Here is a 20,009-nt window from a genome sequence, read left to right as displayed (position 1 = left end):
AATTTCGGTGACAAGAGCACCCTTTATTACGCTCCCTAACAGTTGATGATTGCGGCCAATCTTGAACCGCTTAGCAGCCTATGCCATAGGCAGGATCGATCAATTTCCTTAGGGGGCAAAATATGGCTCAGGCATCAGGCCTCATGTCAGGCAAACGCGGCGTCATCATGGGCGTTGCCAACAATCGCTCGATTGCGTGGGGTATTGCCAAAGCTATTCATGCGCAGGGCGGCGAAGTTGCCTTTACATACCAGGGCGACGCCCTGAAGAAGCGCGTCGAGCCGCTTGCAGCAGAGCTTGGCGGCATTCTCGCAGGCCACTGTGATGTTAGCGATGAAGCATCGATCGACGCCGTTTTCGACAATATCGAAAAGGTATGGGGCAAGATCGACTTCATCGTGCACGCCATCGGCTTCTCCGACAAGGACGAACTGACCGGCCGCTACATCGATACGTCGGCGGACAACTTCGCCAAGACGATGCAGATCTCCGTCTTCTCCTTCACCTCGGTTGCACGTCGCGCCGAGAAGCTGATGACGGACGGCGGATCGATGCTGACGCTGACCTATTACGGCGCCGAGAAGGTCATGCCGAACTACAACGTCATGGGTGTCGCCAAGGCAGCGCTCGAGGCGAGCGTCAAGTATCTGGCCGTCGACCTCGGACCGAAGAACATTCGCGTCAACGCCATTTCGGCAGGCCCGATCAAGACGCTTGCTGCGTCCGGCATCGGCGATTTCCGCTATATCCTCAAGTGGAACGAGTACAACGCGCCGCTGCGCCGTACGGTGACCATCGAAGAAGTGGGCGATGTCGGCCTTTACATGCTCTCGGATCTCTCGCGCTCGGTTACCGGCGAAGTGCACCATGCCGACAGCGGTTATCATGTTATCGGCATGAAGGCGGTGGACGCGCCGGATATTTCCGTCATAAAGGATTGATCGCACTCCTTTACTGCGTCGTGCTCGCGGCCCCTTCTGTTACGCGCTAGCGATCAGGGGCCGTGCGCAATACGGAGCCGATCTTTGCTTATCTACGTTATTCGACATGGCCAGACCGATTGGAACGCGGAACGCCGCCTCCAGGGGCAGAAAGACATTCCGCTCAATGCCATCGGTCGCGAACAGGCCCGACAGAACGGCATCGACCTTGCCGAAATCCTGAAGGTCGAAGCAATTCCCTTCGATTTCGTTGCCAGCCCGCTCGGGCGCACGCGCACCACCATGGAAATCATGCGCGGCGCTATGAACCTTGCACCTGCGGACTACCGCACCGACGAACGACTGGTGGAGGTCTCCTTCGGGGACTGGGAAGGCCACACGATCAAGGAATTGAAGGCCACGTCGCGCGACCGGATCACCGAGCGCAATCTCAACAAATGGGATTTCATTCCGCCCGGAGACGATGCCGAAAGCTACGAAATCATGTCGTGGCGAGTTGCGTCCTGGCTGAATTCCGTCGACCGTCCGACGGTGTGCGTGACGCATGGCGGCGTCATTCGCAGTCTCTTCCGCACGATTGCCGATGTCCCGAAGGCCGAGGCGGCGGAAGGCGAAATCCCGCAGGACCGCATCCTGAGGATAGAGACAGCCGACAAGCTGATCGGCTGGATCTGAGCGGCAGTTATTGAACGATATCGAGGTCGTTGATGACGCGCTTGCCGTCGACCTCGGTGTAGAAGACGATGACCTTCACGCCTGCCTTCAACCCCTCGAAATTGAACTCCTCGGGCGCCTGATAGGTCTTCCCGTCGTCCAGCGTCAGGCTGAGATTGGTCATGTCGACAGTCTTGATCGTCGCCTCGACATCGGCGCTCTCGGCAAAGGAACTGATCGGCGACAGAAAACTCGCTGTGGCCAAAAGCGTAGCAACTACAAACCGCATGACAGCATTCCCTCGAAAGCACGACTCAAACATCCAACGGCTCACAGATAATCTCCCGAATATGGCGAAAGTTGCCCTGAAGAGTGACCTTCAGCGCCTCATTGGTGAATCGCATTTTAACAATATTCAATAGCAATGCTTAAACACCCCAAAATGCGTCGGCGCAAAGCCAAGGTCATTTTCAACGAAATCGTAAATTAACTCCTTCTACCTAAAGTCTCTTCAGCAAATGGGAGACTGTGTTTTGTTATTCCGCCTGGCCAACGGCAACATGTTGCGGAGCATGTTCAGGAAAACTCGCATATCCCTTCTGGTTTCGGGCATTGTGGCGGCCATCGTCGTCATTGTCGGCATTGCTCTCGACCGCGCCAATACTGAGGCGCATTTGCGCGAGCTGAGTATCCGTACAGAAAGCGAAACAAGTCTGATTCGCGCCCGTATCTCCGCGCAGATCAACATGGACGTTACTGTTGTGCGCGACCTCGCCAACATGGTGGCGATCAATTCCGGCGTGAATCTCGAAGAACTGGAGCGCCAGACAAACTGGCTGCTCATCCAGAACCCCCATTTCCTGCAGATCGCCATCGCACCGGACTTCACCGTCAGCTCGGTGTTTCCCGCCACGTTCGCGAAAGCGCGCGTTGGAAAGGACGTGCGTGAATTCATGTTCGGCCGGCAATCGGTGGCGCGCAATACCGGCGACCAGCAAGCGCGCTTCTACGGTCCTTTCAAGGATTCGGAAGGCACGGATGCCTTTGCGATATTCTTCCCGGTCTTCGTCAAGGAAAACGGCACTCGCCGCGTCTGGGGAGCCGTCGAGGTCGTGATCGACCAGAACATGTTCTACGAGAACACCGGTCTGCGGCCGGCACGCAACAGCGAGAACCAGGAAAAGTATCCGCATCTCGACCATCTCTCCCTCGCCGTACGGGACCTCGGGCTTCCATACGCAGGGCAAGCGCCATTCTTCGGCTCGCCGGATATCTTTGCGAAGCAGCCGATGACCCGCAAGATCAGCTTTGCCGGCGGGCGCTGGGAAATCGCCGCGGTGCCGAAGGACGGCTGGAACGCGATACCCGACAACCAATTTTCGCTCCGCGTGATCATCCTTGTCGCCGGTTGCGCCACGATCATTCCGGTCTTCTTCGCGACATTGCTGCTGGGTGAGCGCAATCGCAACATCCGGCAGCTCGAGACCCGAGAGGCAACCTTGCTGGAGCTGTCACAGCGGCTCAACCTGGCGCTGGAAACGTCGAACATCGGCATCTGGGAGCTGCACGACCAGGGTCGCGCCCTCTACTGGGATGCCCAGGCTTCCGCCCTTCACGGCAAGGCGCCGCAGGATGGGAGCCACTCGCTGCAGGAATGGCTCGACGCGATCTCACCGGAAGATCGGAGCATTGCGGAAGTTCACCTGCTCAACGACTACGCCAACGGCTCCTCCTACACGGCGCAATACCGCGTCGTCCTCGAGGACGGCAGCGTCCGCCACCTGCGCTCGGTCGGTTCGTCCTATACCGACGGCGCCGGCGCCGGCAAGACGATCGGCATCGTGTGGGATGTAACCGTTGACGCTGAAGCCGCAGAGATCCTGCGCCGCGCCAAGGACACCAGCGACATCAAGAACGCGGAGCTGGAACTTGCGCTGGACGAGCTTTCTCACCGCGAGGCAGAGTTGGCGGAGCTTTCGGGGAAGCTCGATCTCGCACTGGATTCCTACCAGTGCGGCATCTGGGAAGCCACACTTGGCGAGGAAGGCTCCCTCTGGGACGAGCGCATGCACGAGCTCTACAGCCTGGAGCCGCGCACCGGCTTCATGCTCGAACCGACATGGCTTTCCTGCATCCTGCCGGAAGATCGGGAACTGGCGATCGAGAGCGCGCGTCACTTCCGGCAACTGGGCGATACCCACACGCTCATCTGCCGCGTGCCGACAGAGGATGGCGGCGTCCGCTACGTCCGCTCCACCGGCAAGGTCCACCAGACGCCGAGCGGGCAGCTAAAGATCATCGGCGTCGCCTTCGACGTGACCGAAGACGCCTTGATGACGGCGCAGCTGAAGGCAGCGAAAGACGACGCCATCGCCAAAAACCGGGAACTGGAACTCGCCAAGAGCCGGATCGAGCACAATTCACTTCACGATCCTCTGACCGCGCTGGCCAACCGTCGCAAGCTCGATATCGCGCTCGAAGGGCTGACCGCCGACGGCCGGGGCACGCGCCAGAAGTTCGCCATCCTTCACATCGACCTGGACCGCTTCAAGGAGATCAACGATACCCTTGGCCACGCGGCGGGCGATGCGATGCTCATTCACGCATCCAGGGTTCTATCGAGGAATCTGAGAGCAGACGACATCGTTGCCCGTATCGGCGGCGACGAGTTCGTCATCCTTGCGCAGAACACCAGCGACATGGAAATGGCCACACTCGCGGGACGGATCATCGAGGAGATGCGCCAGCCGATCGATTTCCAGGGCTTCGCCTGCCGTTGCGGCGTTTCGATCGGCATCGCGCTCGCCAACGGCCTCCATGTCGATGCGCGCAAGGTGCTCATCAATGCCGACATCGCGCTCTATCGAGCCAAGAGCCAGGGCAGGAACCGCTACGAATTCTTCAACCACAATCTCCAGGCCGATATCATCAACAACAAGCGGATGGCCGACGAGATCCTGTCTGGTATCGAGAACCACGAATTCACGGCCTGGTACCAGCCGCAGTTCTGCGCACGCACGATGCGCCTGACCGGCGTCGAGGCGCTGGTCCGCTGGCACCATCCGACCAAGGGCATCCTGACGCCCGACAAGTTCCTGAAGATCGCCGACGAGATCAACGTCGTGCAGGCGCTTGACCGTATCGTGCTGGAGAAGGCGCTTCACGACAAGATGCTGTGGGCCGCACGCGGTATCGTCATTCCGAAGGTATCGGTCAACGTGTCGGCGCGGCGGTTGCACGACGAGAACCTCGTGCAGTCCCTGCGAAGCCTGCAGATCCAGCCCGGCGAGATTTCCTTCGAACTCGTGGAATCGATCTTCCTCGACGAGAGCGAGGACGTCGCGGCCGACAATCTCGAACGCATCAAGGCGCTGGGTATCGATATCGAGATCGACGATTTCGGCACCGGCCATACCTCGATCGTCAGCCTGCTGAAACTGAAGCCGAAGCGACTGAAGATCGACCGGCAGCTCGTGCAACCGATCATGAGTTCCCCGCAGGAGCGCGCCCTCGTCAGCTCCATAATCGACATCGCCCGTTCGCTCGGCGTTGAAACGATCGCCGAAGGGGTCGAGACGGCGGGACATGCGAACCTGCTTCTCGAGCTCGGCTGCGACCTGCTGCAGGGTTATGCATTCTCTCGGCCCTTGTCCTTCGAAGACTTCACGGCCGCGGCCACCGCAACCTCCTGGCGGCTTGCGTCCTAACCCGCCGTTCGCAATCCGAGGAGACAGCATTTCCCCCGGGCAGCCGTTTTGCGCAAAGAAAGCCGTTTGCCGTCGCGGCTTTTTGGCCTATGAGTGTCGCGCTTTTCAAAGAAAGGCGCGACCGGTGACGGCCGGCGCGCGATCCGGTCGGAACATATGTCGCACAATACATTCGGTCACCTTTTCCGCGTAACCACCTGGGGCGAAAGCCACGGCCCTGCCCTCGGCTGCGTTGTCGACGGCTGCCCTCCCGGACTCCGCTTCAAGCTCGAAGAGCTGCAGGTATGGCTGGACAAGCGCAAGCCCGGCCAGTCCCGTTTCGTGACGCAGCGGCGCGAGGACGATCTCGTCAAGGTTCTCTCCGGCGTGATGCTGGATGCGGACGGCGAGACGATGATCACGACCGGCACGCCGATCTCGATGATGATCGAGAACACGGACCAGCGCTCCAAGGATTACGGCGAAATCGCCAGGCAGTACCGCCCCGGCCATGCCGACTATACCTACGACGTAAAGTACGGCATCCGCGACTATCGTGGTGGCGGTCGCTCGTCCGCCCGCGAGACGGCCGCCCGCGTCGCCGCCGGCGGTATTGCCCGCCTGGTCGTGCCCGGAGTGACAGTGCGCGGCGCGCTGGTACAGATCGGCAAGCACAAGATCAATCGCCAGAACTGGGATTGGGAACAGGTCGGCAAGAACCCGTTCTTCGCGCCGGATGCCGACATCGTTCCGGTCTGGGAAGAGTATCTCGATGGTATCCGCAAGAACGGCTCCTCGATCGGCGCCGTCGTCGAGGTTGTGGCCGAAGGCGTTCCCGCAGGTCTCGGCGCGCCGATCTACGGCAAGCTCGACCAGGATATCGCCTCGCTTCTGATGTCGATCAACGCCGTCAAGGGCGTGGAAATCGGCAACGGCTTTGAAGCCGCCGAAATCACCGGCGAGGAAAATGCCGACGAAATGCGCATGGGCAACGACGGCAAGCCGTTGTTCCTGTCCAACCATGCCGGCGGCATTCTCGGAGGCATTTCGACCGGGCAGCCGGTCATTGCCCGTTTTGCCATCAAGCCGACATCATCGATCCTGACGGAACGCCAGTCGATCGATGCGGACGGCAAGAACGTCGATATTCGCACCAAGGGTCGTCATGACCCGTGCGTCGGCATTCGCGCCGTGCCGATCGGCGAGGCCATGGTCGCCTGCGCCATCGCCGACCACTACCTTCGTGACCGCGGCCAGACCGGCCGCTTGAAATAGGAACCGATCAATGTCCTACGATCAGAAGCGCGTCGTGGACGCGATCAGAGCCTTCGAAGCCGGTGAGATCGTCGTTGTCATGGACGATAATGATCGTGAAAACGAAGGCGACCTCATCGTCGCGGCGGTGCATTGCACGCCTGAGAAGATGGCTTTCATCGTTCGCCACACCTCCGGTATCGTCTGCACGCCGATGCCGAAGGAAGAGGCAAAGCGCCTGAACCTCAATGCCATGGTGGCGGAGAACGACTCCGCGCACACCACGGCATTCACCGTCAGCGTCGATTTCAAGCATGGAACGACGACCGGCATCTCCGCCGATGATCGGACGCTTACGGTTCGCAACCTCGCCAACCCGAATGTCGGCGCCGCCGATTTTGTCCGCCCCGGGCACATCTTCCCGCTCGTGTCCCGCGAAGGCGGTGTTCTCATGCGCTCCGGCCACACTGAGGCCGCCGTCGATCTCTGCCGGCTGGCCGGTCTGCCCCCGGTCGGCGTCATCAGCGAGCTGGTCAACGACGACGGTACGGTCACGCGTGGCCCGCAAGTCGTCGATTTCGCCGCACAGCACGGGCTGAAGCTCGTTTCGGTTGCCGACCTCATCGCCTATCGCCAGCGCAAGGAGACGCTGATCGAACTCGGAACGAGCTTCGACATCGAAACCCCGTTCGGCAAGGCCAAGGCACATACCTATTCCCTGCCCTGGGATCCGATGCAGCATCTCGCCGTCGTCTTCGGCGACATCCGGGACGGGATCGACATTCCCGTGCGCCTGCATCCTGAAAGCGTTGCCGAAGACATCTTCGGCAACCGTCGTCCTGTCGATCACTACATGAAGCGAATTGCCGAGGAAGGTCGCGGCATCATCGTCTATCTCCGCGAAGGCTCGGTTGGCGTCGGTCACCACGACAACGGCCGGAAGGCGCGCTCGCAGGGTCGCGAAGAGCACGCCGAAGCCCAGAGCCGCGAAAGCGAATGGCTGGAAATCGGTCTCGGCGCACAGATCCTCAAGGATCTTGGCGTCTCGTCGATCAAGCTGCTCACCAGCCGCGAACGCCACTACGTCGGCCTCGAAGGCTTTGGCATCAAGATCGCCAAGACCGAGATTTATTGAGGCGAGACACTCGGACCGGCGGTGCCGACAAGCAGCCGGCTCCGGTCTATCAGGCCGCGATTCGCTTGAAGCGTCCGCGGACGTTTTCGAGGTAGTATTGCCCCGGCGATTGCGAGGTGACCATGGCGATCACCTCGGATTCGGCAACGCCTTCGAACTGCCGCTCCTGGCCATTGCTCAGGCAGACGCGAAGCCGGCCATCCTCCTGGCTGAAATAGACGGCGTCGATCAGCGTCGATTTCACCGTCAACGGCTCCATCTTTGCCTCACGTCCAGCGCGGGTGATGATCGTGGCGGCGCGCGCATCGCGCCGCTTGCGCAGCAAGGCCCTCACTTCACGGCGAAGGCTGTTTAGCGCCGTCCGAACGGCGAATTTGATGGCTCGTGTGTTCATGACGCCATCGTACGCAGCCGGGCCTTAAGAAGTTCAAGACAAGCATAGTAAACCCGTCTCAACGTTAACGCTCTGTAATTGCGTTGATATTTCGTAAAATGCCGTCTAGCTTCAGGCCTCGATCAGCCCTGCCAGCCGTCCATCAGCACGACCTCATTGACGCCGGCGAACCTGGCCAATCGGTCGAGCTCGGCATGCAGCTTTTCGATACGGCCTGTCGACGGCCGCACGCCCGGTTCCAGCCACAACCGCTTGACGTCTAGGACGCCGCGCTTGCGGTCCGCCTTCATGTCGATGCGGCCAATCAGACGATCGCCTTCCAGCAGCGGAAAGACGTAGTAGCCGTATTCGCGCTTCGGCTCCGGTACGAAAATCTCGATACGGTAAAAGAAGCCGAAGAGGCGCTCGGTGCGATTGCGGTCGCGGATCATCGGATCGAACGGGCTGAGGACGCGGATACGCGGCGGTGCGGCTGGCGCAGCCTCCAGCTCCGCATGCAGGTCTGTGAATGCCCAGGATGGCCGCGGCTTGCCGCCCAAGGCAGGCTCGATCAGCACCTCCGTCAATTCGTCGCGATGTGCCGCGACCCAGGCTTTCGCTTCGTCAGGGGAGAGCAGATCCCAGAAGGCCGCGATCTCGCCATGCGTTGCAAAGCCCAGCCGCGCCAACGCGCTCCGACAAGCCCAATCGATGAACTCCTCGCTGCTCACCTCTGGCTCATGGAATTCGGCCGGTATGACGCGCTCGACGAGGTCGTAGATCTTTTGGAAGTTCGACCGACCGGCGATCGCGAACTTACCGGTGTGCCAGTAATATTCGAGCGCGGTCTTGTTGGGATGCCAGTTCCACCAACCGCCGGAAACGTGTCCGTCCGCCTTGATGTCGCGGGCAAGGATGGCGCCGTTTGCGACAACGCGCTCGTAGGTTTCGTCGAACGCGTGCTCGAAGCCTTCACCCTGCCATTTGCGCCAGCGCTCGATCAGCACCTTCTCCTGTCGCCGGAACTTGTGCTTCCAATACTTGAAGAATGCGCTCGGCAGGATCGAGGCGTCGTGCGTCCAGTGCTCGAACAGCGCGCCGTCCTTTTCCAGAAGCGTCGTCAGGTGCTCGCGCTTGTAGGTCTGATTGCGGGAAAACAGGATCTGGTGGTGCGCGCGTTCGACCGTCTGGATACTGTCGACCTGCACGAAACCGATATCCTCGATCAGTTTCAGCAGTCCTGATTTGGTCAAGGCCGTCTTCGGTGGCGCGCTCAATCCCTGTTTGGCGAGAAAGACACGGCGGGCATCGGAATTCGAAATAAGTTTCGTCATACCAAGCACATTAATCCGGAAAATGTTCCTAGCCACCCGCTATGTGCGATGGCCGTTGCGAGAGGAAAGATGGATCGGGTGCTGCCGTCAACCGCATTTTTCGGCTTTCAATGCGCCCCTTTCATTTATAGAACGGCCTTGAATGTAAGGGGGCAGGCTTGAATATCCGCTTCGAAGGCGCTGGCGTCACCTATGGCGCGCGTGTTGCATTGCATCCGCTGACGCTTGAATTGACCGAAAGCCGCATTGGCATCATCGGACTGAACGGCTCCGGCAAGACGACGTTTGCGCGTCTCGTCAACGGCCTGACCAAGCCGACTGCCGGGAGCGTCTGCGTCAACGGGCGCTATACGGCGGATGAAAAAGCCGTCCTCACCGATGTCGGCTTCATCTTCCAGTCACCCCAGAACCAGATCATTCTGCCGATCGTGCGGGATGACATTGCGTTCGGGCTGAAAAGCCGCGGTTTCTCGAAAGCCGAGATCGAGGCGAGGGTCGAAAGCGTGCTGCAGCGTTTCAGCGCGACGCACCTTGCCGATCGGCGCGCGCACGAGCTGTCCGGCGGCGAACTGCAGATCGCCGCGCTCTGCTCCGTCCTGGCAACCGGCCCTGAGATCCTCATTCTCGACGAACCGACCAATCAGCTCGACCTTAGAAACCGCGGTCTGGTGCAAAACCTGATCGACAGCCTGCCAGAGAGCGCCATCGTCGTCACCCACGACCTCGATCTCGTCGCGACCTATCCACGCGTGCTGGTGTTCCACGAGGCAAGGCTCGTGGCCGACGAGCCGGCTGCCGCCGCGATCCGCCGATACAGGGAGATTGTCGGCTGATGCAATCGCTTTTCGTCGAAGGTAGCAGCGTCATGCATCGGCTCCCGGCACGATTGAAGCTGATTGTGCTTGCAGCCCTTGGCGTCGTTCTCTTTACGACGACGAGCATTCCGCCGCTCGTTCTCGCGGTCATCGCGACGGCTGCGATCTACTTCAGTGCCGGCGGCCCGCTTCGCCAGGCGCTTGCACGGTTGAAGCCGGTGTTCCTGACGATCCTCATCGTCGCGGTCTTCAGCCTTGCCTTCAACCCATGGCACGCCGCGATCGTTTCCCTGTTGCGGCTGACGTCGCTGATGCTCTTTGCGGCCAGCGTGACCGCAACCACGACCATCACCCAGTTCATCGACGAGATCACCGCGCTCGCCCGTCCTCTCGAGCGTGTGCGTCTGGTCCGCGCCGATGACGTGGGTCTGGCCGTCGGCCTAGTTGTCCGGTTCGTGCCCGATATCGTCAACCGCTACCAGGCGATCCGCGAGGCGCATGCAGCGCGCGGCATCAAGATGAAGCCGACGACCATACTGGTCCCGCTGATCATTCTGACGCTGCGAGATGCGGATAACATCGCGGCGGCGATTGACGCCCGCGGCGTTCGGCGGCATGTCAATTAGCAGTTCGTCAATTTGGAGTCGTTCATGAGCACTCGCGACCTCGTCCTCAGCGCCCTCTTCGCCGCGATCATCGTGGCTCTCGGCATGTTGCCGCCGATCACGCTCGGCTTCATTCCCGTACCGATCACCGCCCAATCGCTCGGCGTAATGATGGCCGGCGTGGTGCTGGGCGCGCGCCGGGGTACGATCGCCGTGCTGATCGTGCTGGTTCTGGTGGCGATCGGGCTGCCCGTTCTGTCAGGCGGTCGCGGTGGTCTGGCCGCCTTTGCCGCGCCGACGACCGGCTTCCTGATCGGATGGGTTCTGGCTGCCTTCACCACCGGCTATCTCAGCGAACGGCTCGTGCAGGCCGAACAGGGTGTGACGCGCCAGACTGTCGGCTTCTTTCTGGCCGCAATGATCGGCGGCATCGTCGTTCTCTATGCCTGCGGCATCATCTATCTCGCGCTTGTGGCAAAGATCGGCTTCAGCGCCGCCTTCTTCGGCTCGATGGCCTTCATCCCGGGCGACGTCCTCAAGGCCTTCGTCGCGGCCCTCGTCGGTCGCGCGGTATTGGCAGGCTATCCGCTGCTGCCGGTCAGAAGCTAATCGATGAAGCTATAGAGCCAGTCGCGCGTCTCCTCGGGAATAGGAACCGGGGAGCGGTCTTCCGGCGCCTGCGCCTGCCAGATGATTTCGACCTCGGCGGCGCGTTCGCCGCCTGCGTCGGCCGCGATCTTGAAGCCGGCGGAACGGACGCCGATCTTGTCCACAGAGGCGGTAAAGACGACCTTTTCGTCGTAGTGCAGTGGACGGTGAAGGATACAGGTCACCTTGCTGGCAACGTAAAGCGGCTCGTCCGCCAGCTTGGGGCGGGACAACCAGAAAATCGCCAGCACAGACTCCGCATGCGAGATATAGGACCCCAGAAACATCTGGCCGTTCATATCCACATCGCGAAACGGAACATGCATGTGCACGGTATTCGAGCGCGTCGTCGAGTTCATGTTGCCGAAATCTCCCCCTGCCGCGACAGTAATGCCGGGATAAGGTGAAGTAAACGCGACGATACGAGGTAGGCGGGATCGCGCGACTGTTGAAATCCTGCGGTGCCGCGCCATCTGCTGTAGAACGCGACGGGACCGATCGATACAGTAGAAATATGAGCACCCGCCTTTACGAGCACTCTATCTTCCTCGATCACATCACGCCCGACGGTCATCCGGAGCGGTCCGACCGTTTGCGCGCGATCAACGTCGCGCTTGAACATCCGAATTTCGCGCCGCTCGATCGCAAGCAGGCCCCGCAGGCGAACGAGGATGCCGTTCTCCTCGCGCACCCGGAGGAGCATCTGCTGGCGGTCATGCGTCAGATTCCCGAGGAAGACGGCGAGATCAATCAGCTCGAAGCCGATACCTATGCCAGCCCGAAGAGCCTGCAGGCGGCTTTGACGGGCGTCGGTGCGGCGATGGCTGCGGTGGACGACGTCTTCACCGGCAAGGCCGACAACGTTTTCGTCGCCTCGCGGCCGCCCGGCCACCACGCCGAGAAATCGAAGGCGATGGGCTTCTGCTTCTTCAACAATGCAGCGATCGCCGCGCGCCACGCGCAGCGAGCCTATGGAGCCGAACGCGTCGCCATCGTCGACTGGGACGTACACCACGGCAACGGCACGCAGGACATCTTCTGGGACGATCCCTCGGTTCTCTTCTGCTCGACGCACCAGATGCCGCTTTATCCCGGCAGCGGGGCGAAGGACGAAAGCGGCAAGCACGGAACGATCGTCAATGCGCCGCTCTCGCCCAATGTCGGCAGCGATCATTTTCGCGAGGCGTTCAAGTCGCGGGTACTGCCGGCGCTCTTCGATTTCCGTCCCGACCTGATCATCATCTCGGCCGGTTTCGATGCGCATCACCGCGATCCGCTGGCCCAGATCAATCTCGTCGGCGAGGATTTCGACTGGGCAACCGGGCGGTTGCTCGAGGTCGCGGACAAAAGTGCCGGCAACCGGGTCGTCAGCCTGCTCGAAGGTGGCTATGATCTCGAAGGCCTCGCCGAATCGGCCGGCCTGCATATTCTCAGAATGATGAAGGGTTGAGTATGACTGACAGCGTCAAGCCGGAGGTTTCCGGTCTTTCCTTCGAGAAGGCCGTTGCCGAACTCGAAAGCATCGTGGCCCGTCTCGAACGTGGCGACGTGGCGCTGGATGAATCCATCGAGATCTACGAGCGTGGCGAAGCGCTGAAGAAGCATTGCGAAACGCTGCTGTCGGCCGCTGAAAACCGTATCGAGAAGATCCGCCTCGACCGCGCTGGCAAGCCGCAGGGCGTAGAGCCGCTGGACGGCGCATAAGCCATTTCCTTACACCGGATGCGATGACCCTCGTTGGCGTGAACGCTGCGTCCATTCCGGCACGACAAGTTTTCCTAGTTCGATACGATCATTAGGGTTAGCGTAGGCGCAACGCTCATCGGAGATCTGCGATGTCTTTCTTCCCTGGTAAAGACCCCCTGCCCGGCGACGCCTTTGCGTGTGACGCCATCGAAAACCTCATCATTCCCCGTACCAGCGACCTTGGCGGCTTCCAGGTGCGCCGGGCGCTGCCCACGCGCGATCGCCGTCTGGTCGGGCCGTTTATCTTCTTCGACCGCATGGGGCCGGCAATCCTGAAGCCGAACGAGGCGCTCGACGTGCGGCCGCATCCGCATATCGGACTTTCGACGGTCACCTACCTCTTCGATGGCGAAATCCGCCACCTCGACAGCCTGGGCACCGAGAAGGTCATCCGTCCCGGCGATATCAATCTGATGACGGCTGGACGCGGCATCGTGCATTCCGAGCGCACGCCCGACAACCTGCGCGGCCACCCGCTGCTGATGTCGGGCCTGCAGACCTGGCTGGCGCTGCCCGACGACAAGGAAGAGATCGACCCGTCCTTCACGCATACCGAAAAAAGCGACATGCCTGTCATCGACGAACGCGGGATCCGCGGGCGCGTCGTGATCGGCGACTTCGAGGGGATGAAATCTCCGGTGAAGGTGTTTTCGGATACGCTCTATGCGGACATCAGCCTCGAGGCCGGCGTGAAGTTTCCCTTTGGCGCCGGGCATGAAGAGCGAGCGGCCTATGTCCTGTCGAGCGACCTCATCGTTGCCGGCGACAAATTTGCCGCCGATCAGCTGCTCGTCTTCCGTCCCGGCGACCAGATCACGCTTGAAGCAGGGAGCCAGGGCTGTCACCTGATGCTGTTTGGGGGCGCCGCGCTGAACTCGAAACGCTACATCTGGTGGAACTTTGTTTCCTCCTCGAAGGAGCGCATCGAGAAGGCGAAGGAAGAGTGGCGGACTGGGAAGTTCGACATCGTTCCGGGGGATGAGGAAGAATTCATACCTTTGCCCGAAGGCTGATCTCCTTTAGAAAGGGAGTCTGCGGTTCTTGAAATCGACTTTTTTCACCGCAATTTATGCCTTAAAGGCTTCCTGCCCAAGAATGACAAGAAAGAGCACCCACCCGTGACACAACCGCCGAAGACGCCGCTGTTGGATAAGGTTACCTATCCAGCCGACCTCCGAAAGCTGGAGGATCGCGACCTGCCGCAGCTGGCGCGCGAAGTCCGGGATGAAATGATCGACGCGGTATCCAAGACCGGCGGGCATCTGGGCGCCGGTCTCGGCGTCGTCGAGCTGACGATCGCCATCCACAACGTCTTCAACACGCCCGAAGACCGGCTGATCTTCGATGTCGGGCATCAGTGCTATCCGCACAAGATCCTCACGGGCAGACGCGACCGGATCCGCACGCTGCGCCAGGAAGACGGTCTTTCCGGCTTCACGCGCCGCGCTGAAAGCGAATACGACCCCTTCGGTGCCGCTCACTCCTCGACGTCGATCTCCGCCGGTCTCGGCATGGCCGTTGCCTCCGATCTCGACAAGACCGACCGCCGCGTGATCGCCGTGATCGGCGATGGCGCGATGTCGGCAGGCATGGCGTATGAGGCTCTGAACAATGCCGGCGCGCTCGACGCCCGGCTGATCGTCATCCTGAACGACAACGACATGTCGATCGCGCCTCCGACAGGCGCGATGAGCGCCTATCTGGCACGCCTTGCCTCCGGGCGCACCTACATGGGCTTCCGCGATTTCGGCAAGAAGCTGACGGCCTATCTTGGCAAGAAAGTCGACCGTGCCATCACCCGCGCCGTCGAGCATGCGCGGGGCTATGTGACCGGCGGGACCATGTTCGAGGAGATGGGTTTCTACCACATCGGCCCGATCGACGGTCACTCCTTCGAACACCTGCTGCCGGTGCTGCGCAATGTGCGCGACCATGCGGAAGGCCCTGTGCTGATCCATGTCGTGACGCAGAAGGGCAAAGGTTATGCGCCGGCGGAAGCCGCAGCCGACAAGTATCACGGCGTCAACAAGTTCGACGTCATCACCGGCGCGCAGGCCAAGGTGAAGCCGAATGCGCCGAGCTATACGAGCGTCTTCGCCGAAGCACTGGTTCAGGAAGCCGAGCTCGACGACAAGATCGTCGGCATCACCGCCGCTATGCCGAATGGTACCGGCCTCGACAAGCTCGCCAGCATCTTCCCGTCGCGTTGCTTCGATGTCGGGATTGCCGAGCAACATGCGGTGACGTTTGCAGCCGGCCTTGCTGCCGAGGGCTTCAAACCGTTTGCCGCGCTCTATTCGACCTTCCTGCAGCGCGCCTACGACCAGGTGGTCCACGACGTGGCGATCCAGGGCCTGCCGGTTCGCTTCCCGATCGATCGCGCCGGTTTCGTCGGCGCCGATGGCCCGACGCATGCGGGCTCGTTCGATACGGCGTTCCTCGCCACCCTGCCCGGCTTCGTCGTCATGGCGGCGTCCGATGAGGCAGAGCTGAAGCATATGGTGCGCACTGCCGCTGCCTATGATGCCGGCCCGATCTCGTTCCGCTATCCACGCGGCGAAGGCGTCGGCATCGAGATGCCCGTCCGCGGCGAAATCCTGCAGATCGGCAAGGGCCGCGTCGTCAAGGAAGGTGCCAAGGTGGCGCTGCTCTCCTTCGGCACCCGGCTCGCCGACTGTTTGCTTGCCGCAGAGGATCTGGATGCAGCGGGGCTTTCGACCACGGTTGCCGATGCGCGCTTTGCCAAGCCGCTCGATCATGATCTGATCCGCCAGCTTGCCCGCCACCACGAAATCCTGATCACGGTCGAGGAAGGCTCGGTCGGCGGCTTCGGCAGCCAGGTCATGCAATTCCTGGCGGCGGATGGCCTGCTCGACAACGGCCTGAAGATCCGCTCGCTTGTGATGCCTGACCTCTGGATGGAGCAGGCAAAGCCCGAGGTGATGAACGCCCATGCCGGTCTCGACCGCACCGGGATCGTCTCGACGGTCTTCCGGGTGCTCGGACGCCCTGCAGCCTTCGGCGTCGGCGCCGCCGGCTAGTCCGGCGTCGTCATCAACCGGAGAAAAGCTCCCGCTGCCCTTTGACCTTTCTTGCGGCTAGTCAGGAGAATTGAAAACGGCTTCGATATGGTGACCATCCGGGTCGACCACGAAGGCCGCAAAGTAATGTGGTCCGTAATGGGCACGAAGACCAGGCGACCCGTTATCGATGCCTCCATGTGCGATCGCGGCCTCATGAAAATCGGCGACCGCTCGTCTGCTCGTGGAGGCGAAGGCCAGATGAAAGCCGGGCCCCGGCGGGCGCTGGCCCTCCGGACGAAATTTGATCGCGAACTTATCGCCGCCGCCACCAATTCCGTAACCGACGGCCTGATCCGCTTCTCCGGGCCTCAGATCCTCCCAGACACGAATATAGCCGAGAGGCGCTAGAGCGGCGTCGTAGAACGCCGCTGAGCGTTCGATGTCCGAGACGCCGAAAGAGATGTGATGAAGCATGCGTCCGCAATCTCCTATTCCGTAGGTTTCTCCATCACACCGTAGAGCAGGTTTCGGAAAACGAAAACGCTCGCAGCGGCTTGCTGCGAGCGTTTCCCGTTTCTCGTAGGTACAGATTTCCGCGTTCAAGTCAGTGGCGAATTAGAGAAGGTGGCTTCTCTTTCCCGGTCACTGCTTTTCAGCTCAGAATTCCGTCCAGTCTTCCTGAACCGCAGCCGCCGTTGCAGCCCTGCCGCCGCCGAAGGCCTTGGCGACCGTGCGGGTCAGTGCGCGGGCCGGCGATGCGACCGGGCGGGACGCGGGGCTGGCGACTGCCGCCCTTGGCGCTTCAGCGCGGGCATGACCGAGATTGAACTGGCCGAGCAGATCGTCGAGAGCGCCTGCTTCCTGTGCCAGCGAATGGCTCGCCGCCGTCTGCTCCTCGACCATGGCGGCATTCTGCTGCGTGCCCTGGTCCATGTTGTTGACGGCGGTGTTGATCTCCTGCAGGCCGACCGACTGCTCGCGCGTTGCAGTGACGATGGCGCTGACGTGCTTGTTGATCTCCTGGACCGCGCCGACGATCTCGGCGAGCGCCTTGCCGGTTTCGTCAACCAGCGAGACACCGGCATCGACCTGCGTGCCCGAGGTGTTGATCAGCGCCTTGATCTCCTTGGCGGCGTTTGCCGAGCGTTGTGCGAGCTCGCGCACTTCCTGCGCGACGACGGCAAAGCCCTTGCCCGCTTCGCCGGCACGCGCGGCTTCGACACCGGCGTTCAAGGCGAGAAGGTTGGTCTGGAACGCGATGTCGTCGATCACGCCGATGATGTTGCTGATCGCATCGGACGACTTTTCGATTTCCTGCATGGCGGCAACCGCCTTGCGGACGACATCGCCCGACTTCTCGGCACCAAGGCGCGTGCGCTCGACTAGCTGGCCGACATCCTCGGCGCGCTTGGCGGAGTCGCGAACGGTGGTGGTGACTTCCTCGAGCGCTGCGGCCGTCTCCTCGACGGCTGCGGCCTGCTGCTCGGTGCGGCGTGCGAGATCGTCGGCGGCCGAGCGGATTTCACCGGCGCCGGCATTGATGGCAGACGCATTGCGGCCAACCGACTGAAGGGCAGCCTGCAGCTTCTCGACGGCATTGTTGAAGTCGTTGCGCAGGCGATCGAACTGCGACGCGAAAGGCGTCGTGATGCGGACGGCGACATTGCCGTTGGCAAGATCGGACAGACCGCTGGCGAGGCCTTCGATGGCGAAGCGCAGTTCCGCTTCCTCGCGTGCCTTCTGCTCGTCGCCCATCTGGCGCTGGCGCTCGGCATCGCCACGCATGCGATCGGTTTCGCCCGACAGACGCAGCTTCTCGATCGCGGCATCCTTGAAGACGAGAACCGACTGGGCCATCCGGCCGACTTCGTCCTGGCGATCGAGCGCTGGAACGTCGATATCGTGCTGACCGCCGGCCAGGCGGCCCATGGCAGACGTCATGCCGACGATCGGGCGAACGATGCTGCGCGACAACATCCAGGCAAGCAGGACAGCAGCAGCGGCAGCGGCGATCCCGCCGGTGAAGAGGCTGATGTTCAGCGCCCGGCTCGCCTGCGCCTTGCTGTCGGCAAGCGCGTTCGACTCATCACGTGCGGCCTCCTTGATCTTGGCGGAAGCCTGACGGAAGCCATCGAGCTGGCCCTTGGTCTCGTTGACGCCGATCTTGACGATCTGGTCGATCGGCATGTCGGTTTCCTTGCGAGCCTTCGACTGCGGCTCGGCAAGCTGGTGGAAATAGAGATCTGCGGCCTTCTGCATGGCGTCGATCTGACCGACGAAATCAGCGTTGCCGGCAGCCGTCGTCCGTGCGGCATCGATCGCCTTCAGCATGCGCTCGCGGTTCGCGAAAATATCGCCATAGGTGCTGTCGCTGCGAAACAACAGGAAGCCGCGCAGGTTGACGGCCTGCTCAAGCATCGCCTGCAGCGCATCGTCGATCTGGTTGACGAGCAGTTCCGACTTCTTCTGCTGAACGGCAGCTTCGGCAACCACATTCGCCTTGAAGTAAACAAAGCTGGAAACGGATAGAAAGATAAGGATCAGCGCAGCGAAAGTCGCGGCGAGCTTACCGTTCAGGGACATGTTCTTGGCCAACATCAGTCAATCTCTCTTGAAGCGCACAGGCATGGCAAAGCCAGAGCATGCGGAGGCATACTTTGGTAATTCGGCGAACATGATCGGCAGATCTGATTGAGGGCCATCATGGCAAAAGCGGCCACGGACCGCTGCAATCAGCCAAACCATAGGTGGCAAGGCTTTCGATTTATTTAAAAAATTGTGCGGCGCAACAAGTCGCTTGACTAGCCCCGGCCGCGGGTGGCGACCGCGCCAGTCACTATTGCGTTATCGCGAGACTTCGCTGTTCTCAGGTTTGGCCAGCGGTCCTCGGATGCCGATGCAGTTGCCCCAGGGATCGCGGACCTGACACATCCAGAGTTCTCCATCGATCTTCATGGGACCTCGATAGAGAACAGCGCCGACGCTCTGGAGGTGCGCGAGCGTCCGATCGAAATCATCCACCCACCAGTAGACGACAGAGCCGGCTGCGCCGCTGGCGACCTTTTCGTCGGCTGGAACGATCTCCAGCTGCGTCTGGCCGATCTTCAGGAATTCGAAGCCGGATGGCTCGCTGATCTCGACGACCGCGTCAGGAAACGCCCGCCGATACCACACCATGCCTTCGGACATCGAAGCGACATGAACAAGGACGGCCGTTACAAAACTCATGACAACGCTCTTTTCGGTGAATCAGGAGCCTATGGCGCTCGGGTGGTCGCTATAGGCCACTTCAACTCAGCAGTGAAGAATCTCTCTTCCGGCTTCACTCGATGAATGTATATTAGCGATCCATAAATCAAGGAGGGGATCGGCATGCGTGTCGTCGTCGGGGTTCTGGCTGCCACTTTGCTTATCGGCGGAGCCGCAGCCGCAGCTGAAAAGCAGAAGATGACCGGCCAGGAGCTGACGGCCCTGCTCGGCCAAGGCAAAGAGCTGATCCTCGGCGGTCCCGGAAAGGGATATGCCGGCACCCTCTCGCTTGGCGCGGACGGCAAGGGAAAGGGCCAGGTGAAGCTCGACAACGGGCAGGTCATCCCGATCGAAGGCGTGTGGGCCATCAAGAAGGACAAGTTCTGCCGCACGTGGAAGGGCGGACGGGACGCCGGAAAGGAAATCTGCGAGACCTGGGTGAAGACCGGCGACAAATCGGTCGAAGTCATGGTTGGCAAAAAGGACCTCGGAACGAATTCCTGGAACTGAGCGAGACGTCCGCGTGCTGTGAGAACCAACAAAAGG

At 61.1% G+C, this 20,009-nt stretch carries 20 protein-coding genes; 13 read left to right on the top strand and 7 right to left on the bottom strand.

The features are described from left to right. Positions 1-122: 122 nt before the first annotated feature. Positions 123-941: an enoyl-ACP reductase FabI gene (gene fabI / locus A6U87_RS02925; RefSeq protein WP_065689716.1), complete on the top strand. Its 819-nt coding sequence runs from the start codon at positions 123-125 to the stop codon at positions 939-941. An 84-nt stretch (positions 942-1,025) separates the two neighbouring features. Continuing rightward, the gene (locus A6U87_RS02920) at positions 1,026-1,616 is read left to right on the top strand and encodes a histidine phosphatase family protein (RefSeq protein ID WP_065689715.1); all 591 of its coding nucleotides are present in this window, start codon (positions 1,026-1,028) and stop codon (positions 1,614-1,616) included. A gap of 7 nt (positions 1,617-1,623) precedes the next feature. Here A6U87_RS02920 and A6U87_RS02915 read toward each other — a convergent pair whose 3' ends face one another. After that, positions 1,624-1,884 carry a DUF1344 domain-containing protein gene (locus A6U87_RS02915; protein WP_065689714.1) on the bottom strand — a complete coding sequence of 87 codons (261 nt, stop codon included), beginning with the start codon at positions 1,882-1,884 and terminating at the stop codon, positions 1,624-1,626. Between the two features lie 244 nt (positions 1,885-2,128). Between A6U87_RS02915 and A6U87_RS02910 the strand changes: the two genes are divergently transcribed. From A6U87_RS02910 to ribB, 3 genes are all read left to right on the top strand, one after another. After that, entirely contained in the window at positions 2,129-5,302 is a 3,174-nt protein-coding gene (locus A6U87_RS02910; RefSeq protein WP_065689713.1) for an EAL domain-containing protein, read from the top strand. Positions 5,303-5,458: 156 nt separating this feature from the next. Next, a complete protein-coding gene (aroC, locus tag A6U87_RS02905) occupies positions 5,459-6,556 on the top strand; it encodes a chorismate synthase (protein ID WP_065689712.1) in 1,098 nt (365 codons plus the stop codon). A gap of 10 nt (positions 6,557-6,566) precedes the next feature. Beyond that, the gene (gene ribB / locus A6U87_RS02900; RefSeq protein WP_065689711.1) at positions 6,567-7,670 is read left to right on the top strand and encodes a 3,4-dihydroxy-2-butanone-4-phosphate synthase; all 1,104 of its coding nucleotides are present in this window, start codon (positions 6,567-6,569) and stop codon (positions 7,668-7,670) included. A gap of 49 nt (positions 7,671-7,719) precedes the next feature. On the opposite strand, the gene A6U87_RS30625 is transcribed toward ribB, so the two are convergent. Both A6U87_RS30625 and A6U87_RS02890 read right to left on the bottom strand, forming a co-directional pair. Beyond that, on the bottom strand, positions 7,720-7,929 hold the full coding sequence (locus A6U87_RS30625; RefSeq protein ID WP_065690236.1) for a KTSC domain-containing protein: 210 nt from the start codon (positions 7,927-7,929) through the stop codon (positions 7,720-7,722). Between the two features lie 257 nt (positions 7,930-8,186). Next, positions 8,187-9,377: a winged helix-turn-helix domain-containing protein gene (locus A6U87_RS02890; RefSeq protein WP_065689710.1), complete on the bottom strand. Its 1,191-nt coding sequence runs from the start codon at positions 9,375-9,377 to the stop codon at positions 8,187-8,189. A gap of 158 nt (positions 9,378-9,535) precedes the next feature. Between A6U87_RS02890 and A6U87_RS02885 the strand changes: the two genes are divergently transcribed. From A6U87_RS02885 to A6U87_RS02875, 3 genes are read left to right on the top strand one after another with little or no spacing between them, the layout of a single operon-like run. Continuing rightward, entirely contained in the window at positions 9,536-10,210 is a 675-nt protein-coding gene (locus tag A6U87_RS02885; RefSeq protein WP_065689709.1) for an energy-coupling factor ABC transporter ATP-binding protein, read from the top strand. Beyond that, a complete protein-coding gene (locus A6U87_RS02880; protein ID WP_065689708.1) occupies positions 10,210-10,818 on the top strand; it encodes an energy-coupling factor transporter transmembrane protein EcfT in 609 nt (202 codons plus the stop codon). The genes A6U87_RS02885 and A6U87_RS02880 overlap by 1 nt, the downstream gene beginning before the upstream one ends. A 24-nt stretch (positions 10,819-10,842) precedes the next feature. Further along, positions 10,843-11,406 carry a biotin transporter BioY gene (locus A6U87_RS02875; RefSeq protein ID WP_065689707.1) on the top strand — a complete coding sequence of 188 codons (564 nt, stop codon included), beginning with the start codon at positions 10,843-10,845 and terminating at the stop codon, positions 11,404-11,406. On the opposite strand, the gene A6U87_RS02870 is transcribed toward A6U87_RS02875, so the two are convergent. Then, complete coding sequence (locus tag A6U87_RS02870) at positions 11,403-11,804, bottom strand: thioesterase family protein (RefSeq protein ID WP_065689706.1); 402 nt, start codon at positions 11,802-11,804, stop codon at positions 11,403-11,405. The genes A6U87_RS02875 and A6U87_RS02870 overlap by 4 nt on opposite strands. A gap of 155 nt (positions 11,805-11,959) precedes the next feature. Here A6U87_RS02870 and A6U87_RS02865 point away from each other — a divergent pair, with 155 nt between their 5' ends. From A6U87_RS02865 to dxs, 4 genes are all read left to right on the top strand, one after another. Further along, positions 11,960-12,895: a histone deacetylase family protein gene (locus tag A6U87_RS02865; RefSeq protein ID WP_065689705.1), complete on the top strand. Its 936-nt coding sequence runs from the start codon at positions 11,960-11,962 to the stop codon at positions 12,893-12,895. Between the two features lie 2 nt (positions 12,896-12,897). Next, entirely contained in the window at positions 12,898-13,149 is a 252-nt protein-coding gene (locus A6U87_RS02860; protein WP_057466674.1) for an exodeoxyribonuclease VII small subunit, read from the top strand. 131 nt (positions 13,150-13,280) lie between these two features. Beyond that, positions 13,281-14,204, top strand: a complete 924-nt coding sequence (locus A6U87_RS02855; protein WP_065689704.1) for a pirin family protein — start codon at positions 13,281-13,283, stop codon at positions 14,202-14,204. A 105-nt stretch (positions 14,205-14,309) separates the two neighbouring features. Further along, positions 14,310-16,232, top strand: a complete 1,923-nt coding sequence (gene dxs, locus A6U87_RS02850) for a 1-deoxy-D-xylulose-5-phosphate synthase (protein ID WP_065689703.1) — start codon at positions 14,310-14,312, stop codon at positions 16,230-16,232. A 57-nt stretch (positions 16,233-16,289) separates the two neighbouring features. On the opposite strand, the gene A6U87_RS02845 is transcribed toward dxs, so the two are convergent. From A6U87_RS02845 to A6U87_RS02835, 3 genes are all read right to left on the bottom strand, one after another. Continuing rightward, a complete protein-coding gene (locus tag A6U87_RS02845) occupies positions 16,290-16,688 on the bottom strand; it encodes a VOC family protein (RefSeq protein ID WP_065689702.1) in 399 nt (132 codons plus the stop codon). 183 nt (positions 16,689-16,871) lie between these two features. Further along, positions 16,872-18,812, bottom strand: a complete 1,941-nt coding sequence (locus A6U87_RS02840) for a methyl-accepting chemotaxis protein (protein ID WP_065689701.1) — start codon at positions 18,810-18,812, stop codon at positions 16,872-16,874. Positions 18,813-19,058: 246 nt separating this feature from the next. Then, the gene (locus A6U87_RS02835) at positions 19,059-19,442 is read right to left on the bottom strand and encodes a glyoxalase/bleomycin resistance/dioxygenase family protein (RefSeq protein ID WP_065689700.1); all 384 of its coding nucleotides are present in this window, start codon (positions 19,440-19,442) and stop codon (positions 19,059-19,061) included. 144 nt (positions 19,443-19,586) lie between these two features. Between A6U87_RS02835 and A6U87_RS02830 the strand changes: the two genes are divergently transcribed. Further along, on the top strand, positions 19,587-19,973 hold the full coding sequence (locus A6U87_RS02830) for a hypothetical protein (RefSeq protein ID WP_065689699.1): 387 nt from the start codon (positions 19,587-19,589) through the stop codon (positions 19,971-19,973). The last annotated feature ends 36 nt before the right edge of the window (positions 19,974-20,009 follow it).

Origin of the sequence: Rhizobium sp. AC44/96 (assembly GCF_001692185.1) — a bacterium.
Classification (GTDB): domain Bacteria; phylum Pseudomonadota; class Alphaproteobacteria; order Rhizobiales; family Rhizobiaceae; genus Rhizobium.
Note: the sequence above shows the minus strand (reverse complement) of the source record. Positions and strands in the feature narration are given on the sequence as shown.

What these genes read in the sequence shown, in the direction of transcription:
- fabI (WP_065689716.1), top strand. Translation starts at nt 123, where the DNA reads ATGGCTCAGGCATCAGGCCTCATGTCAGGCAAACGCGGCGTCATCATG.
- A6U87_RS02915 (WP_065689714.1), bottom strand. Translation starts at nt 1,884, where the DNA reads ATGCGGTTTGTAGTTGCTACGCTTTTGGCCACAGCGAGTTTTCTGTCG.
- aroC (WP_065689712.1), top strand. Translation starts at nt 5,459, where the DNA reads ATGTCGCACAATACATTCGGTCACCTTTTCCGCGTAACCACCTGGGGC.
- ribB (WP_065689711.1), top strand. Translation starts at nt 6,567, where the DNA reads ATGTCCTACGATCAGAAGCGCGTCGTGGACGCGATCAGAGCCTTCGAA.
- A6U87_RS30625 (WP_065690236.1), bottom strand. Translation starts at nt 7,929, where the DNA reads ATGGAGCCGTTGACGGTGAAATCGACGCTGATCGACGCCGTCTATTTC.
- A6U87_RS02890 (WP_065689710.1), bottom strand. Translation starts at nt 9,377, where the DNA reads ATGACGAAACTTATTTCGAATTCCGATGCCCGCCGTGTCTTTCTCGCC.
- A6U87_RS02880 (WP_065689708.1), top strand. Translation starts at nt 10,210, where the DNA reads ATGCAATCGCTTTTCGTCGAAGGTAGCAGCGTCATGCATCGGCTCCCG.
- A6U87_RS02875 (WP_065689707.1), top strand. Translation starts at nt 10,843, where the DNA reads ATGAGCACTCGCGACCTCGTCCTCAGCGCCCTCTTCGCCGCGATCATC.
- A6U87_RS02870 (WP_065689706.1), bottom strand. Translation starts at nt 11,804, where the DNA reads ATGAACTCGACGACGCGCTCGAATACCGTGCACATGCATGTTCCGTTT.
- A6U87_RS02865 (WP_065689705.1), top strand. Translation starts at nt 11,960, where the DNA reads ATGAGCACCCGCCTTTACGAGCACTCTATCTTCCTCGATCACATCACG.
- A6U87_RS02860 (WP_057466674.1), top strand. Translation starts at nt 12,898, where the DNA reads ATGACTGACAGCGTCAAGCCGGAGGTTTCCGGTCTTTCCTTCGAGAAG.
- A6U87_RS02855 (WP_065689704.1), top strand. Translation starts at nt 13,281, where the DNA reads ATGTCTTTCTTCCCTGGTAAAGACCCCCTGCCCGGCGACGCCTTTGCG.
- A6U87_RS02845 (WP_065689702.1), bottom strand. Translation starts at nt 16,688, where the DNA reads ATGCTTCATCACATCTCTTTCGGCGTCTCGGACATCGAACGCTCAGCG.
- A6U87_RS02840 (WP_065689701.1), bottom strand. Translation starts at nt 18,812, where the DNA reads ATGTTGGCCAAGAACATGTCCCTGAACGGTAAGCTCGCCGCGACTTTC.
- A6U87_RS02835 (WP_065689700.1), bottom strand. Translation starts at nt 19,442, where the DNA reads ATGAGTTTTGTAACGGCCGTCCTTGTTCATGTCGCTTCGATGTCCGAA.
- A6U87_RS02830 (WP_065689699.1), top strand. Translation starts at nt 19,587, where the DNA reads ATGCGTGTCGTCGTCGGGGTTCTGGCTGCCACTTTGCTTATCGGCGGA.